This window comes from Comamonas sp. 4034, assembly GCF_050434545.1.
GTDB classification, from domain to species: Bacteria; Pseudomonadota; Gammaproteobacteria; order Burkholderiales; family Burkholderiaceae_C; genus Comamonas; species Comamonas odontotermitis.
Genome location: NZ_JBNDIT010000009.1, coordinates 45330 through 61585, shown reverse-complemented (window position 1 = coordinate 61585; position 16256 = coordinate 45330). Strand labels below are relative to the sequence as shown.

The 16256-nt window shown below is 61.3% G+C and carries 18 protein-coding genes; 12 read left to right on the top strand and 6 right to left on the bottom strand.

The features are described 5' to 3' along the window. Positions 1-3 precede the first annotated feature (3 nt). Complete coding sequence (gene acpS / locus ABIE32_RS11530; RefSeq protein ID WP_224151516.1) at positions 4-396, top strand: holo-ACP synthase; 393 nt, start codon at positions 4-6, stop codon at positions 394-396. A gap of 108 nt (positions 397-504) precedes the next feature. Next, positions 505-1596 carry a beta-N-acetylhexosaminidase gene (nagZ, locus tag ABIE32_RS11525; RefSeq protein WP_429016224.1) on the top strand — a complete coding sequence of 364 codons (1092 nt, stop codon included), beginning with the start codon at positions 505-507 and terminating at the stop codon, positions 1594-1596. Positions 1597-1602: 6 nt separating this feature from the next. On the opposite strand, the gene ABIE32_RS11520 is transcribed toward nagZ, so the two are convergent. Continuing rightward, positions 1603-2529 carry a LysR substrate-binding domain-containing protein gene (locus ABIE32_RS11520; protein ID WP_429016221.1) on the bottom strand — a complete coding sequence of 309 codons (927 nt, stop codon included), beginning with the start codon at positions 2527-2529 and terminating at the stop codon, positions 1603-1605. Positions 2530-2822: 293 nt separating this feature from the next. Here ABIE32_RS11520 and ABIE32_RS11515 point away from each other — a divergent pair, with 293 nt between their 5' ends. The 9 genes from ABIE32_RS11515 (at position 2823) to ABIE32_RS11475 (ending at position 10545) form a co-directional block, all read left to right on the top strand. Further along, entirely contained in the window at positions 2823-4106 is a 1284-nt protein-coding gene (locus ABIE32_RS11515; protein WP_429016218.1) for an MFS transporter, read from the top strand. Between the two features lie 14 nt (positions 4107-4120). Continuing rightward, positions 4121-4261, top strand: a complete 141-nt coding sequence (locus ABIE32_RS11510) for a hypothetical protein (RefSeq protein ID WP_429016216.1) — start codon at positions 4121-4123, stop codon at positions 4259-4261. 153 nt (positions 4262-4414) lie between these two features. Continuing rightward, entirely contained in the window at positions 4415-5242 is an 828-nt protein-coding gene (locus ABIE32_RS11505; RefSeq protein ID WP_429016213.1) for an ABC transporter substrate-binding protein, read from the top strand. Between the two features lie 328 nt (positions 5243-5570). Further along, the gene (locus ABIE32_RS11500; RefSeq protein ID WP_377779457.1) at positions 5571-6401 is read left to right on the top strand and encodes an ABC transporter substrate-binding protein; all 831 of its coding nucleotides are present in this window, start codon (positions 5571-5573) and stop codon (positions 6399-6401) included. Between the two features lie 35 nt (positions 6402-6436). Further along, on the top strand, positions 6437-7261 hold the full coding sequence (locus tag ABIE32_RS11495; protein WP_224151522.1) for an ABC transporter substrate-binding protein: 825 nt from the start codon (positions 6437-6439) through the stop codon (positions 7259-7261). Positions 7262-7329: 68 nt separating this feature from the next. Continuing rightward, the gene (locus ABIE32_RS11490) at positions 7330-8025 is read left to right on the top strand and encodes an amino acid ABC transporter permease (RefSeq protein WP_224151523.1); all 696 of its coding nucleotides are present in this window, start codon (positions 7330-7332) and stop codon (positions 8023-8025) included. A gap of 9 nt (positions 8026-8034) precedes the next feature. Continuing rightward, positions 8035-8748, top strand: a complete 714-nt coding sequence (locus ABIE32_RS11485; RefSeq protein ID WP_377779458.1) for an amino acid ABC transporter permease — start codon at positions 8035-8037, stop codon at positions 8746-8748. Then, a complete protein-coding gene (locus tag ABIE32_RS11480) occupies positions 8745-9485 on the top strand; it encodes an amino acid ABC transporter ATP-binding protein (protein WP_224151525.1) in 741 nt (246 codons plus the stop codon). Before ABIE32_RS11485 ends, ABIE32_RS11480 begins: the two co-directional genes overlap by 4 nt. Before the next feature lie 28 nt (positions 9486-9513). Beyond that, positions 9514-10545, top strand: coding sequence for an isopenicillin N synthase family dioxygenase (locus ABIE32_RS11475; RefSeq protein ID WP_429016207.1), 1032 nt, complete (start codon positions 9514-9516; stop codon positions 10543-10545). A 95-nt stretch (positions 10546-10640) separates the two neighbouring features. Here the strand turns inward: ABIE32_RS11475 and ABIE32_RS11470 are convergent, their stop codons facing one another. The 4 genes from ABIE32_RS11470 to lysS form a co-directional block, all read right to left on the bottom strand. Next, on the bottom strand, positions 10641-10814 hold the full coding sequence (locus tag ABIE32_RS11470; RefSeq protein WP_224151527.1) for a DUF1328 domain-containing protein: 174 nt from the start codon (positions 10812-10814) through the stop codon (positions 10641-10643). 138 nt (positions 10815-10952) lie between these two features. Further along, positions 10953-11600, bottom strand: a complete 648-nt coding sequence (locus tag ABIE32_RS11465; protein ID WP_429016206.1) for a mechanosensitive ion channel domain-containing protein — start codon at positions 11598-11600, stop codon at positions 10953-10955. 135 nt (positions 11601-11735) lie between these two features. Then, on the bottom strand, positions 11736-12749 hold the full coding sequence (locus tag ABIE32_RS11460; RefSeq protein ID WP_429016203.1) for a hypothetical protein: 1014 nt from the start codon (positions 12747-12749) through the stop codon (positions 11736-11738). A gap of 164 nt (positions 12750-12913) precedes the next feature. Continuing rightward, positions 12914-14455, bottom strand: coding sequence for a lysine--tRNA ligase (gene lysS, locus ABIE32_RS11455; RefSeq protein ID WP_224151530.1), 1542 nt, complete (start codon positions 14453-14455; stop codon positions 12914-12916). 242 nt (positions 14456-14697) lie between these two features. Between lysS and ABIE32_RS11450 the strand changes: the two genes are divergently transcribed. Continuing rightward, positions 14698-15255: a YggT family protein gene (locus tag ABIE32_RS11450; protein WP_429016201.1), complete on the top strand. Its 558-nt coding sequence runs from the start codon at positions 14698-14700 to the stop codon at positions 15253-15255. Between the two features lie 93 nt (positions 15256-15348). On the opposite strand, the gene accD is transcribed toward ABIE32_RS11450, so the two are convergent. Further along, positions 15349-16221 (bottom strand): acetyl-CoA carboxylase, carboxyltransferase subunit beta, encoded by an 873-nt coding sequence (accD, locus tag ABIE32_RS11445; RefSeq protein WP_224151532.1) that lies wholly within the window; start codon positions 16219-16221, stop codon positions 15349-15351. Positions 16222-16256 lie beyond the last annotated feature (35 nt).

Sequence of the window (16256 nt, the reverse complement as noted above, 5' to 3'; positions counted from 1 at the left end):
ATCATGATCTACGGCATTGGTACCGACATCTGCGATATCCGCCGCATTCGCGCCACCCTGGAACGCCAGGGCGAGCGTTTTGCCCACAAAGTGCTGGCAGAGGGCGAGTTGGCGACATGGCGGCGCCGTTCCGAGCGCTGGCCAGACCGTGGCGTGCGCTACCTTGCCACGCGCTTTTCCGCCAAGGAAGCCTTCAGCAAGGCGGTGGGGCTGGGCATGCGCATGCCCATGACCTGGCGCCACTGCGAAATCGTCAACCTGGCGAGCGGCAAGCCGGCCATTGCCTTGCATGGTGAACTGGCCACCTGGTTTGCTGCGCAAGGGCTCACGGCGCACATCACGGTGACCGACGAGGTCGATTACGCAGCCAGCTTCTGTGTGGTGGAAAAACTGTAGCAGCACCGCCAATCCAAGTTAATCTAGGCCAAACAGGTTGTTGGCGCTCAACTACTGTGCACTGATAGCTATTGTTTTTATAGTATTCATCTACGTATTTCCCTGCCCATGACCATGCACGCACCACTGATCATCGATATCGCCGGCAAACAGCTTACCGACGTGGACCGCAAGCGTCTGGTTCACCCGCTGGTGGGCGGCATCATTTTGTTTGCCCGCAACTGGGAAAACCGCTCCGCACTGGTGCAGCTGTGCGCCGATATCAAGGCCGTCAAGCCAGACCTGCTGATCTGTGTCGATCACGAAGGTGGGCGCGTGCAGCGCTTTCGCTCCGACGGCTTCACGCACCTGCCGCCCATGCGCGCCTTTGGCCAGATGTGGATGGACGATGGCAAGGGCAGCAAGCACCGTGAGGGCAGCGGCGCCATGCGCGCCATGAACGCAGCCACTGCGGCGGGCTATGTGCTGGGCGCGGAGCTGCGCGCCTGTGGCGTGGACTTCAGCTTCACGCCGGTGCTCGATCTTGACTATGGCGAAAGCTCCGTCATCGGCGACCGCAGCTTCCACCGCGATCCACGCGTGGTAGCGGCCCTCGCTCGGAGCCTGATGCACGGCCTGCTGCAGGCGGGCATGGGCAACTGTGGCAAGCATTTTCCCGGCCATGGCTTCGTCAAGGCAGATTCGCATGTCGACATTCCTGTCGACACGCGCAGCCTTTCTGCCATTCTGGCCGAAGACGCAGCGCCTTACCCCTGGCTGTCCAGCGTGCTCACGGCCGTGATGCCAGCGCATGTCATCTACCCCAAGGTCGACACACGCCCCGCGGGCTTCAGCGAAAAATGGCTCAAGGACGTGCTGCGCAGTCGCCTGCGCTATGACGGCGCCATCTTCAGCGACGACCTCAGCATGGAAGGCGCCCGCCGCATTGGGGGCCAGCTCATCGGCTACACCGACGCAGCCCTGGCGGCCCTGAATGCGGGCTGCGACATGGTGCTGCTGTGCAACCAGAGCCTGGGCCTGGGCGCACATGTGGACGAACTGCTGGCTGGTATGGACGCGGCGCTGCACGACGGCCGCTGGGTGCCCGACGCTGATTCCGAATCGCGCCGCCTGGCCCTGTTGCCCGACACCGAGCCCCAGGCCTGGGACGACCTGATGCACCAGCCTGCCTACCGCAATGCGCTGGACCTGCTGGTCTGATCTTTTTCAGGCGACGACACCAGCCTCCTCGCGTACCCATTGCGCAAAGCGTGCCAGCGCGCCCTGGGCGTCGTCCGCATGGCGCTGGCGTGCCGAGGCAAAGGGCACCAGCCAGTAGCCATAAGGGCTGAGCGTGGGGTCGATGGGGGCGAGCGCCACAAGGCGCCCATCCTCCAGCATCGGGGCAATCAACTCATAACGGCCGATTGCCACCCCTTGCCCGGCAATGGCTGCCTGAATCACCTGGTCGTACTGGTTATAGCGCAACATGCGCTGCGTGCCGCTAGCGGGCCAGCCCTGCGCCTGCAGCCAGCCATGCCAGTGCAGCCAGGGGCGGTTGGGCAAGTCCAACTCCAGCAGCACCAGGCTGGCGACTTGTGCAGGTGTATCCAGCCGTGGTGCGTTCAATGACGGGTGGGCCACCGGCACCAGTGATTCGCCAAACAGGCGCTGCGCTCCGGCAGGGGCGTCCTGCGCCGCGCAATAGCGGATGGCCAGGTCGATATCCGGTGTCTGCGGGCCATGCAGCCGGTTGTCTGCAGCCACGCGCACATCCACATCGGGGCAGCGCTGCTGAAAGCGCCCCAGGCGTGGCAGCAACCACAGCGCGGTAATGCCGATGCTGGCAGAGACGGTGACGCTGTGGCGCTGGCCCTGTGCGGCAATCTGCGCCAGCGTGCCGTGCAGCGCCCGCAGATGCTGGTCAGCGCTCTGATACAGCCGCTCGCCCGCTGTGGTGAATGCAATGCTGCGGTGGCCCCGCACCAGCAAGGCCACGCCCAGGGCTTGTTCCAGCTGGCGGATCTGCTTGCTGACGGCAGATTGGGTCAGATACAGATCCTGGGCCGCCAAGGTGATGCTCATGCGCTGGCCAACGGCGACCAGGGTGCGCAGCAGATCCAGCGAGGGCTGGGTAGACAGTGGGTTAGGCATTCCTGAAATTCATGTGAAGTGCGACGAGTATTCGTTTGAACATGCACCGGCAATGGCCTGTAATAAGACCACTCTAGCGCAAATTTCAGGATGTTCATTTTCCGTGATTGCTCGAACTCTGTTGCAACGCCTGCGGCGTCACCTTTGTCCGTGCGGACAGGTTCACATTCCTTCCAGCGATGGGTGCCTGCCGCAAGGGCATTTCTGGTTCGCTGCTGCGTGAGGGGCTGTGAGCCCTGGCAACACCGATCTGCCAGCTGCAGTATGCAGCGGCGCAGCCCACTGAGGACAACATGACCAACCATTCCAAGCATTTCCCATCCCACTTGCAGGACGAAGTCTGGCGCCGCCGCTGGCAGCTGGTGCTGGCCGGCGGCATCATCATGGGCTGCGCATTGGGCGTACGCCATGTGCAGGGCCTGTTGATGCAGCCTGTCATTCTCGAGCGGGGCTGGAGCCGTGAGGATTTCGCCTGGGCCGTGGCGCTGCAGAACCTGGTGTGGGGGCTGGCCCAGCCCTTCACCGGCATGGTGGCCGATCGCTTTGGTGCCGTACGGGTGATGCTGGCCAGCGCCGCACTGTATGCCTTGGGCCTGGTGCTCATGGCGCAATCGCAAAGCACCTGGCTGTTGACCTGGGGCGATGGGGTATTGGTGGGCATTGCCCTGTCGGGCACGGGCTTTGCCGTGGTCTATGGAGCACTCAGCCGCTTGTTTTCTCCGGCGCAACGGCCTTGGGCGCTGGGTGTGGCGGGCGCACTGGGCGGCTTGGGCCAGTTTCTGATGGTGCCCCTGACCCAGAGCCTGTTGCTGCAGTGGAATTGGCAACTGGTAGTGCTGGCGCTGGCTGCCGTCATGGCAGTGGCGGCCCCGCTGGCGCTGTTGCTGCGCCAGCGCAAGCCCTCAGCGGCTAATTCTCAGGCGGCGCTTGCCGAACCTGCAGAACCTGCCTTGAACATGCGTAGCGCGCTGCAGCAGGCCTTTGGCCACCAGGGGTTCTGGCTGCTCAATGCCGGCTTTCTGGCCTGTGGCTTTCAGCTCGCCTTCATTGCCGCGCATCTGCCTGCCTATCTGCTGGACCAGGGGCTGGGGGCGCGGGAGGCCGGCATCTGCCTGGCGCTGGTGGCGCTGGCCAATGTGTTTGGCACCTATGCCTGCAGCTGGGCGGGCGGCTGGATGCGCCGCAAATACGCGCTGGCGGTGCTGTATCTGGTGCGATCGGCGATCATGCTGTGGTTCGTGCTGACGCCGGTTTCCGCTGCCACTGCCTATATCTTTTCTGTGGCCATGGGCCTGCTGTGGCTCGGCACTGTGCCACTTACCAACGGCCTGATCGCACAGGTGTTTGGCGTACGCTACCTCAGCACCTTGTTTGGTTTTGTGTTCTTTGGTCACCAGGTGGGGGGCTTTCTGGGGGCGTGGTTGGGCGGGTTGGTCTACGATGTCACCCATTCGTACCTGTGGCTGTGGTGGGCTGCCATTGCCTTGGGAGTGCTTGCAGCACTGCTGCACTGGCCCATCAATGACGCGGCGCTGGGCGAGGCTCGTGCAAACCGGCTCGCGTCTGTGCCTCGGTGAAAGGGCGGGCTCACATGCACAAGCGCATAAAAAGTTTGGCGATGGTCGCCCTGCTGGCGGGCTTGGCGGCGGTCGTGTTGGTTTGGGCCTGGCAGGACTGGATGGCTCCGGAATCGCTGATGCGTCTGTTGGCAGGCTTTTCGCTGTGCAACTGAGCAGGCCTGCCGACGTCACATGCCGTCCAAGGCAGCAGTGGCTGATTTTTGGAATTTTCATATGACTTAAAAATAGTATTGCATCGCTTTTCATAACCATAGAATTTATGACACGATTTCGCTCGGTAGCGGAACAGAACAAGGAACGATGCAATGAAGACCGGTGTATGGGCTGCCACTGCGGCGGCGTTGGTATTGCTGACAGGCGTGGCAAAGGCAGATCTGCTGGCAGACATTCAGAAAAAGGGTGAGCTCGTGGTGGGCGTACTTGGCACGGATGAGCCCAACAGCTTCATCGACCCCAAGACCCGCGAACTGGTGGGCTACGACGTGGATCTGGGCAAGGCAGTCGCGCAGAAGATCGGCGTCAAGCCCGTGTTCAAGCAACTGACCGTGGCGGCGCGCATTCCGGAGCTGCAGCAAGGCCATGTCGATCTGCTGGCCGCATCGCTCACCCATACCAAGGAGCGCGAAGCGCAGCTGGATTTCTCCATCACCACCTTTGTGACCGGCCAGACCGTGCTGGTCAAGAAGAGCAGTGGCATCAATGATGTGCCGGATCTGGCGGGCAAGCGCGTGGTCACGGTCAAGGGTGGCACGCAGGAGCCCAACACCAAGAAGGCCGTGCCCACCGCAACCGTCATCACCTTCGACACCGCACCGCAGGCCTTCCAGGCCTTGCAGCAGGGCAAGGGCGCAGCCTTTGTCAACGATGACAAGAGCGTGGTGCGCGCCCTGGTGCAACTGGGCGATAAGGGCAAGGATTACAAGATTCTGCCTTCCAACCTGAGCATAGAGCCTCTGGCACTGGGCATCAGGAAGGGCGAGAGTGGATTGAAACAGGTGGTGGACAGCACGCTGCGCGAACTGGAAGCGAGCGGCAAAGCCGAAGCCCTGTACGAGCAATGGTATGGGCAGCAGAGCCCCCTGAAGATGCCCAAGCGCAACTTCAAATTTGACAGCGATCAAGTGACAGAGTGACCACGCTGCGATTGCCTGGAAAGTGACAAAGCGCTCGCAAGAGCGCTTTGCCTTTGACGATGTGGTTGCAAGGGTGAAACAGGTGCTGACTGACTTTACAGGACGCTATTTACAAGAAGCCGATAGCCGCCTCCCAGGTAGGGCGCGTTCTGGGAGCGCGCATTCCTGCAAGTGGATCCCATATGTGCGTTTGCAGCATCATCGGGTTTGCGAGAGCGCCCGTCCTTCCGGGCCACTGCTACAGTGTTCTTTGGCCTGAAACCGATACGCAAGGTCCATTCCCTGCGTCGGCCGAACATTCAGAGCCGTATATATGACAAGGAGCACTATGAAAAGGCGTGTGTGGATGGCAGCGGTGGCCGGTCTGGCATGGATGGCTGCTGGCGCGGCGAACGCAGACCAGTTGGCCGACATCCAGAAAAAGGGCGAGTTGATCATCGGCGTCTACGGCTCCAGCGAGCCTTTCAGCTTCATCGACCCCCAGACCCGCGAAATGGTGGGCTATGAGGTGGACATTGGCAAGGCCGTCGCACAGAAGCTGGGTGTCAAACCCGTCATCAAGCAGCTCAATCTGGCAGCTCGCATTCCCGAGCTGCAGCAAGGCCATGTCGACATCCTTGCCGCAGCCCTGACCCACAACAAGGAGCGCGAGGCGCTGGTGGATTTCTCGCTGACCACCTATGTCACCGGCCAGAAAGTCATGGTCAAGAAAACCAGTGGCATCAATGACGTGCCGGACCTGGCAGGCAAACGTGTGGTGACTGCCAAGGGCAGCACGATGGAGGTCAATATCCGCAAGGTGGTGCCCACTGCAGTGATCGTGACCTTTGATACCTCGCCCCAGGCCTTTGTAGCCCTGCAGCAGGGCAAGGCCGTAGGCTTTGTCAACGACGAAATCAGCCTGGTGCAGGCCAACTACGAGTTGGGCGAGCGCAGCAAGGACTACCGGGTGCTGCCGATGAATCTGAGCACCGAGCCCCTGGCGCTGGGTATCAAGAAGGGCGAAGCCGGTTTCAAGAAAATGGTGGATGACCTCCTGCGTGAGATGGAGGCCAGCGGCGCTGCCAATGCCCTGTACGAAAAATGGTTTGGCCAGCAAAGCAAGCTGAAGCTGCCAGCGCGCAGCTTCAAATGGGACAGCGACAAGATTGCAGAATGAGTGAAACAACGGAACACAACAAGGAGAAGTTTGGTATGAAAAGACGTGTATGGATTGCAGCCGTTGCCAGCCTGGTAGCGGCCAGTGGCATGGCGCATGCCGATCAGGTGGCCGATATCCAGAAGAAGGGCGAGCTCGTGGTGGGTGTGCTCGGTACGGACGAGCCTCTGAGCTTCATCGACCCCAAGACCCGCGAGCTGGCGGGCTATGACGTCGACCTGGGCAAGGCCGTGGCGGCCAAGCTAGGAGTCAAGCCGGTGTTCAAGCAGATCACGCTGGCAGCACGCATCCCCGAGCTGCAGCAAGGCCACATCGACCTGCTGGCCGCGTCCCTCACGCACAACAAGGAGCGTGAGGCACAGATCGACTTCTCGCTGACCACATTCGTGGCGGGCCAGAAGGTGCTGGTCAAGGCGGGCAGCGGCATCAAGGACGTGGCCGATCTGGCTGGCAAGCGCGTATCGACGGCCAAGGGCAGCTCGATGGAAGTGAACATCAGGAACGCCGTGCCGACCGTGACCGTGGTGTCCTTCGACACTTCGCCCCAGGCACTGGTGGCGATGCAGCAGGGCAAGGTAGCCGCCTTCGTCAATGAGGACCAAAGTCTCGCACGGGCGCTGGTGCAGATGGGTGACCAGCGCAAGGACTATGTGATGCTGCCGACCAGCATCAGCTCCGAGCCACTGGCACTGGGCATCAAGAAGGGCGAAGCCGGCCTCAAGAAGGTCGTGGACGACACCCTGCGCGAGCTGGAAGCCGGTGGCAAGGCCGAATCCATGTACGAACATTGGTTCGGTCAGCAAAGCGCACTGAAGCTGCCCAAACGCAGCTTCAAGTTCGAGACCGACAAGATCGACTGAACGCGGACCAGCGCTGTGAATGACAAGGCGCTGCTCCCAGCGCCTTGTCATGTTTTTGGATATCTGAGATGACGACTTTTGATGTGCAGATGCTCTTGTCGGGCCAGTACCACGATATGTTGGTGGCCGGCTTCAAGATGTCGCTGCAGTACTTGTTCTATGCCTTCTGGATTGCGCTGCCGCTTGGTCTGGTGATCGCTCTGTGCCGTCTGTCGCCGTTCAAGGCACTGCGCTGGATTGGCGCCACCTATGTCGAGGTAATCCGCAGCATTCCGCTGCTGGCGCATATGCTGTTCTGGTACTTTGGCGTGCCCGAGCTCTTGCCTGCAGCATGGAAGGAAGCGCTCTACGCCGGGCCGGTCGAATCGATCTGCGCCGTGGTGGCCTTGGGGGTGTACACCGCAGCCTATATGGCAGAGGACATCCGCAGCGGTATCCGCGCCGTGCCTGCCGTGCAGATGGAGGCATCGCGCGCGCTGGGTCTGACCTACATGCGCACGATGCGCCTGGTCATACTGCCGCAGGCATTGCGTTTTACCGTGCCGCCCCTGATCTCGCAGACCCTGAACATGTGGAAGGGCACATCGATCGCCACCGTGATCGGTGCGGCTGAGATGATGTACCAGGCCGGGCAGGTGGAGAGCCAGTCCTTCCGCAGCTTTGAAGCCTTTGCATTTGCGAGCGTGGCCTATCTGGCCGTCTCGCTGGTGATCACTTTTGCCGCCATCTGGTTCCAGCACCGTTATCCGGTGCGCACGATGTAAGGAACGCAGATGCTGGAACTCATCCAAACTTATTGGCTGTATTTTCTGGTGGGGCAGTACCCCAACGGACCGCTGGGTGGCCTGGCGCTGACATTGATTCTGGCTGTCATGGGCCTGCTGCTGTCGCTGCCACTGGGGCTGCTGCTGGGCATGGCACGCATTTCGCCCTGGCGCATCGTGCGCTGGCCGGTCACGGCACTGGTGTATGTGGTGCGCGGAACGCCGCTGCTGATGGTGGTGTTCTGGGCGTATTTCTTTCTGCCCAGCGTGACTGGTCACAAGACCGACCAGTTCTGGACCATGCTGATTGCGCTGGTGATTTTTGATGCGGCCTACCTGGCCGAGATCGTGCGCGCCGGTATCCAGGGCCTGCCCAAAGGGCAGATGGAATGCGCGCGTTCGCTCGGGCTGTCCTACTTCAAGGCCATGCGGACGGTGATCCTGCCGCAGGCGATGCGCAACTCCTTGCCTTCGCTGGTCAACCAGTTCATCTCGACGATCAAGGAAACCTCGCTGGGCTACATCATCGGGCTGGCAGAGGTGACTTTCATCGCCACACAGATCAACAGCCTGGTGTTTACCAAGCCGGCACAGGTATTCGGCATTCTGGGCCTGACCTATTTCGTGCTGTGCTTCGGGCTGTCGCGTTTTGCATTTTGGATTGAGAAGCGGCTGGAGCGCAAAGGCTTGGGCAGCCGCCGTGTAGAGAAGGTAGCCGCATGATTGAGCTGAAGAACGTGAACAAGTGGTATGGCGATTACCACGCACTGGTCGATATCAACGAGACGATTCCCACCGGAGAGGTGGTGGTGGTGTGCGGGCCTTCGGGCTCGGGCAAATCCACATTGATCCGCACCATCAACCGGCTGGAGGAAATCCAGTCCGGCACCATCTTGCTGGACGGACAGGATGTGCACGAACCCAGGCTGGATGTGAACCAGCTGCGCGCGGGCATCGGTTTCGTGTTCCAGCAGTTCAACCTGTTTCCGCACCTGACGGTGCTGGAGAATTGCACGCTGGCTGCGGTGCAGCTCAAGAAGATGACCACTGCGGAGGCCAAGGAGCGTGCGATGGAACTGCTGCACCGCGTGGGGTTGGCCCACAAGGCCGAAGCAATTCCCAATCAGCTCTCGGGCGGCCAGCAGCAGCGGGTGGCGATTGCGCGTGCGCTCACGCTCAAGCCGCCGATCATGCTGTTCGATGAGCCCACCAGCGCGCTCGATCCCGAAATGGTGGGCGAGGTGCTGCTGGTGATGCGCGATCTGGCCAAGGACGGCATGACCATGGTCTGCGTGACGCACGAGATGGGCTTTGCCCGAGAGGTGGCCGATCAGGTCATCTTCATGGACCAGGGCGCCGTGCTGGAGCGTGCCAGGCCCGAGGATTTCTTTTTGAGGCCACAGCACCCGCGCACGCAGAAGTTCCTGGCGGACATCCGCTCGCCGTTCGACAAAGCCTGAGCCCTGCATTGCCTGCAACCACATTTCCATGACGACCGAGACCGTTTCCTCCCCCGTGGCCGGCCTGCCGGTGATCGATATTGCGGCGCTGGTCAATCCTGTTGCCGATGATGCTGCGCGGGCTGCAGTGGCGCACGCGATTGGCAGTGCCTGCCGCGAGCATGGCTTTTTCTATATCCGCCACCATGGCGTTCCGCAGGAACTGATCGACCGCTTGCATGCGTTGAGCCAGGCGTTCTTCAGCTGGCCCGAAGAGCGCAAGATGCAATGGCGCATGGCCCTGGGAGGGCGCGCATGGCGCGGATACTTCAAGGTAGGAGGGGAGCTGACCTCGGGCCTGCCGGACTGGAAAGAGGGCTTGTACCTGGGCACCGAGCTGGCGGCCGAACACCCGCTGGTGCAGGCAGGAACGCCTGTCCACGGCCCCAACCTGTTCCCCGAGCTGGAGGGCTATCGCGAAACCATTCTGCAGTACATGGATGCGGTCACCCAGGTGGGGCATCGTGTGATGGAGGGCATCGCATTGAGCCTGGGCCTGCCGGCTGGTTATTTCTCGCAGCGCTATACGGCAGATCCCCTGGTGCTGTTTCGCATCTTCAACTATCCGAGCATCGATGTTCCTGCAGGTGTGGACGCGCCCTGGGGCGTGGGCGAGCATACCGACTACGGTTTGCTCACGATTCTGTACCAGGACCGGATCGGGGGCCTGTCCGTGCACACGCCAGGCGGCTGGGTGGATGCGCCGCCGCTGCCCGGCACCTTCGTCTGCAACATCGGCGATATGCTGGACCGCATGACGGGTGGCCTCTACAAATCCACGCCGCACCGCGTCAGGCGCAATACTTCTGGCACGGACCGTCTGTCGTTTCCGCTGTTTTTCGATCCAAACTTTGAAGCGCGCGTGCAGCGCATCGAGGGGCTGGCTGGCGCACGCGTGCGCGACGACAGCAGCGAGCGTTGGGACAAGGCCAATGTGCACGCCTTCAATGGCCGGTATGGTGACTACCTGCTTGCCAAGGTGTCCAAGGTGTTTCCCCAGCTCAAGGACGAGGTGCTGTAGCCATTCGGAGCATTGCGCGCTCAGCCCATCGCTTCCAACACACAATAAGCCTGCGCATCGGCAGGCTTTTTGCATGTGAGTGAAATGCCTGTCTGCTACGCCACGGCGCCGATGCCTAGCAAGGCCACGACCAGGAAGATCACGGTGATCACGATAAAGATATAGAACAGGATTTTCGCAATCCCTGCAGCGCCCGACGACACACCGGTGAAACCGAAAACGCCAGCGACCAGCGAGATCACCGCAAAGATAATGGCCCACTTGAGCATACAAACCTCCTGTGTAATGGAATGCATTGAGCTTAGGTGTTGGCCAGTGCTGTCTGCGTGAGGCGATGGGGAGTATGGCGGTAGGTGTGTGCTGACAGAGAGTGCAGGCAGTGCGCAGGTTCGGCGGGTACCCTGGGCTCAGGGGGCAGGCGATGAAGAGGGGGCGGTTGCCTCCGTTGCAGGTACTTCGGCAGGTTTGGTGGGCTCGGTCGGCAGCGGCTGTGGCGGCGCGTCCGTCCAGCGGCGCACCACTTTCTGAAAGACGTGCGTGTTCGGAATCTGCAGAACAATGCGGTGCGCCGGGCCCGCAGAAAAGTCTTCCAGCGTGGTGTAGAGCATGTTGATGTCGACCACGCGGCCTTTGGCTCCGGGCTTGTCCAGCGCGTCCAGCACTTCGATGTAATCGCCCAGGCGGTAGGGCCGGACGGTGAAGATGAGCAGCGCACAGAAGAAATTGGACAGCACGCTCCATGCTGCGAAGAACGCCACGGCACCCACGGCGGCAAAGCCTGAAAATGCTGTCCACAGCACGGTGGCACTCACCCCCAGCCGCTCCAGGATCAGCAGGATGGTGCCCCCGATGATGAGCCAGCGCACCAGGCCTTTGACTGGCACCACCAGTTCAAGCGGCCATTTATAGTGCGCCGCCGCGCGGTTGATGAGCTTGCGGGTGAGGTAATGCAGTGCGATCGACAGCAGCAGAATCAGTGCAATCTGAATGGCAGGAACAATGATGTCCATCCATTCGGTGGCCCAGGCGGGGATCAGTGCTTTGAATCGGTACATGGCAAAGAAATCAGGGAGAGGCTGTCGCTACAAAGGCATTACGGCAGCAGGGATGGCATGGCGGCAAGCCGCGCTGATGCGGGCGACGGACCGAGTGCATGGGTCGTCGATCAGCACACAGGCAAGAACGCACGCTTACGCCACGGGCAGAGCGGTATTGTGGGCCCGGCTGGCCTCGTCGTGCCAGTCCACCAATGGCTGGGCTTCGGGCGCGATCCGGCTCTCGCCCAACTGGCTGACGAACTGGCAGGCGCTGTACTGCGCGGCCTTGTTGTCGTAGTAACGGCTCCAGCGCTCGCGGTCTGCGAGGTGCTTTTCAGTGGTTGGCCAGCGCCTGACCTGTGAGCTGGGGCCTCCCATGCCCATGCGCCAGGGCTTGCCGCTGACACGGGCGCGAAAGCATTGCTGCTGCACGCACAGCCGCTGGTACAGGGGATCTACCTGCAGCGCGGAAAACATGGCCTGCACATCGGCGTCGGCCGATTGCATGGGCCTGTGCGTGACGATGACGCGCAATCCTTTGGGAGTGCTGTAGAGGCGCAATCCCCAATCAGGGTGCTGGGCGGAGAATGCCGTGATGCGCTGGATGGCAGCCTCACGCGGGTCGGCCCTGCTGGCCGCGCTCTGGCGAGCATTGAGGTAGCGCTTGAACCACAGCAGCAGCACCAGCGCGGCAATCGCGAGGGAAACCCAGGCCACCATGCTCCAGCCCTGGGACTGCATCAGAAACCACCAGCCCAGTGCTACGACGGCGAGGGTGCCCAAGGGGCGCAGGCTCGGGGGCGGGGCCTCCTTCGGATAGTCGACATCGGCGATGGCAACATGGGGCGTATTGAGACAGTGCGCGCCGTAGCTGTTGCGCGTCATCACTGTCTCCCCGCGCTGCTCCAGAATCTCTTCCCGGATCGGGGTCTCGCCATTGAGGCCATAGTCATTGAGGCCTTCCAGCCGCCGAAAGTGGCCGTCCAGATTGCGTAGCTTGGGAGCGGCAAGCGTCTGGTCCAGCGCGGCCTGCGCGCGCTCGCGGGCATGGGCTTCGGCAGCCTGTTGGCTCTCGTCGGACCAGCCCCAGCGTTGCACGGTCACGCCGTGGCGGATACCGGTCTCATGGCGCAAGCGCGTTTGCGCCCAGTAGTGTGGAATCTGCATGGCCGCCAGTATATCGGCCTCACAAGCGGGGCTTGTGGGGCACACCTGCGGGTGAGATTCCGTAAGGATGCAGCGGAGAGTGTATGAAAAAATAGCTCCCAGAGCTTATTGGTAAAGCGCTGGAAGCTATTGTTTTGGAAGCGTATCGAGGGGCACGCACTGGCTTACTGTTCGCGGCGCAGTGCCGGGAACAGAATGATGTCGCGAATGCTGGCGCTGTCGGTCAGCAGCATCATGAAGCGGTCGATGCCGATGCCGCAGCCGCCGGTGGGAGGCATGCCATATTCCAGCGCGCGCACGAAATCGTGGTCGTAGTACATGGCTTCGTCGTCACCACCGTCCTTGGCTGCGACCTGGGCGTTGAAGCGGGCAGCCTGGTCTTCGGCATCGTTGAGCTCGGAGAATCCATTGCCGAATTCGCGGCCGGTGATGTACAGCTCGAAGCGCTCGGTCACCTCGGGGCGCTCATCGTTGGCGCGCGCCAGCGGGCTGATCTCGGTGGGGTGCTCCATGATGAAGGTCGGGTTCCACAGCTTTTCCTCGACCACTTCCTCAAAGTACAGCACCTGCAGGCTGGCCAGCGAGCGGGTGGACAGCTTGTCCTTTTCTTCCTTCATGCCCAGCTTCTTCAAGGCATTGGTCAGCCACTCGCGGTTGCCCACGTTCTCACCTGCATCGGTGTATTTGACGATGGCTTCGGTGATGGTGAGACGCTCGAAGGGCTTGGCCAGGTCGACGGGTTTGCCGCCATAGGTGAGTTCCAGCGTGCCGACGGCCTTCATCGCGGCGTCACGGATGAGCTGCTCGGTGTAGTCCATCAGATCGCGGTAGTTCCAATAGGCCGCGTAGAACTCCATCATCGTGAATTCAGGGTTGTGGCGTACCGAGATGCCTTCGTTGCGGAAGTTGCGGTTGATCTCGAACACTCGCTCGAAGCCACCCACGATCAGGCGCTTGAGGTACAACTCGGGCGCGATCCGCAGGTACATCTCCTGGTCCAGCGCATTGTGGTGGGTGATGAACGGCTTGGCGTTGGCGCCGCCTGGGATGGGGTGGAGCATGGGTGTTTCCACTTCCAGGAAGCCATGCTCGACCATGAACTCACGGATACCTGCCACGGCCTTGCTGCGCGCCACAAAGCGCTTGCGCGCGTCTTCGTCGGTCATCAGGTCGACATAGCGCTGGCGCACCTTCTGCTCCAGATCGGCCATGCCGTGAAACTTGTCGGGCATGGGGCGCAGGCTCTTGGTGAGCATGCGGATCTTGGTGACCTTGATCGACAGTTCGCCGGTCTTGGTTTTCATGAGCGTGCCTTCGGCGCCAATGATGTCGCCCAGGTCCCACTTCTTGAAATCGGCGTATTCTTCTTCGCCCACGGCATCGCGCGTCACATACAGCTGGATGCGACCGGTAGCGTCCTGCACGGTGGCAAAGCTGGCCTTGCCCATCACGCGCTTGAGCATCATGCGGCCGCCTACGCTCACGGCCACGGCCTGCGCTTCCAGTGCTTCTGCCTCGGTGGCATCATGCGCGGCAATCAAGGCCGCTGCACGATCGGCAGGCTTGAAGTCGTTGGGGAAGGCCACACCTTTGCCTTCGCGCTGTGCCTCGCGCAGGGCTTTGAGTTTTTCGCGGCGCTCGGCAATCAGTTTGTTTTCGTCCAGCGCAACTGGCGCTGTCTCTGGAGTGGTGTGGTTTTCAGACATGAAGCAAGCCAGCATCGCGCTGGTAAACGGCCAAAACCCGTCATTTTAAGTTTTTTGACCGCGCCTGCGTCCACCAAAGCCGGAGTGCCCGACTGGGGCGCGGCTTTTCATGCCGTGGCCGGAGGGTTTTTGCATGCATTTCTTGCCATGATCCGCATAGAATAGAGTAATAGCGACCGTGTTCATTGGGTTTTTAGCTTCATTTTATATAGCAATCAGGGCTTCGCCCTTGTGGGATATCGATGCTTCTCCAGATTTTGTCGTTGTTGCTCAATGTTGTCGGGGGGCTGCTGACGGGTGCCTGCCTGCTGCGTTGGTACATGCAGCACCAGCGTGTCTCGTTCAACAACCCGCTCGGTCAGCTGGTATTGGCGCTTACCAGCTGGCTGGTGTTGCCACTGCGCAAGATCACCAAGGCCGTGCCGGGTGGTGACTGGGCCAGCGTGTTGGGGGCCTGGCTGGTGCAATGGGTGCAATTCCTGTTGCTGTGGCTGGTGGGCGGTGGCGTGGCTTCGGTGGCCGCCGTGTTCGTGGTGGCCACCATCGGCGTGGCCAATATCGCCATTTCCAGCATGGTGGTCATTCTGCTGGTGCACTGCGTGCTGTCATGGCTGTCTACAGGCAATGCCGTCATCCAGGCGGTGTTCTACCAGCTCACCGCTCCGCTGCTGCGGCCGCTGCGCAAGGTCATTCCACTGGTGGGAGGGGTTGACTTGTCGCCCATTGTGCTGATGGTGTTGCTGCAGATTGTGGCCATCGTGCTGGCGAATCTGCAGGCGCGATTGCTGGTGGCCGTGTAGGCTGGAAATCTGGAAATCGCGCGCTGGTTGTACTCGGGCGTGAAAAAAGCCAGCCGATCAGGCTGGCTTTTTGGTTGGTGCGTGAAGCAGGTGTCAAGCCACAGCGTCTGCCGGCAGGCGCTGGAGCATGGCCAGGCTGCTGGAGATGCGGTCACGCAGTTCACGGCGGTCGACGATCATGTCCACGCCGCCCTTTTGCTGCAGGAACTCGGCGCGCTGGAAACCTTCGGGCAGCTTGACGCGCACGGTGTTCTCGATCACGCGGGGGCCGGCAAAGCCGATCAGTGCATTGGGCTCGGCCATGACGATGTCACCCATGAACGCAAAGCCTGCGGACACGCCGCCCATGGTCGGGTCGGTCAGCACGCTGATGTAGGGCAGGCCTTTCTTGGCAAAGCGGGTGAGGGCGGCATTGGTCTTGGCCATCTGCATCAGGCTCAACAAACCTTCCTGCATGCGAGCGCCGCCGGTGGCGGTAAAGCAGACGAAGGGCACCTTCTGTTCCATGGCGGTTTCCACGCCACGCACAAAACGCTCTCCGACGACCGAGCCCATGGAGCCGCCCATGAATTCGAATTCAAAGCAGGCTGCCACCAGGTTGACGCTCTTGACCGAGCCGCCCATCACCACCAATGCATCGGTCTCGCCGGTGTTTTCCAGCGCTTCTTTCAGGCGTTCGGGGTATTTGCGGCTGTCCTTGAACTTGAGGGCATCGACTGGCAGCACTTCCTGGCCGATTTCGTACCGGCCTTCGGCATCCAGAAACTGGTTCAGGCGCGCGCGGGCCGACATGCGATGGTGGTGACCGCATTTGGGGCAGACGCTGAAATTCTGCTCCAGGTCGGTCTTGTACAGCACCGCTTCGCACGCGGGGCACTTGATCCACAGGCCTTCAGGGATTTGACGGCGCTCTGCCGGGTCGGTGTGCTGGATCTTGGCGGGTAACAGTTTTTCTAGCCAGGACATGGTTCTTTCCTTTGCTTTTGCGCTCGGTGGGCCGC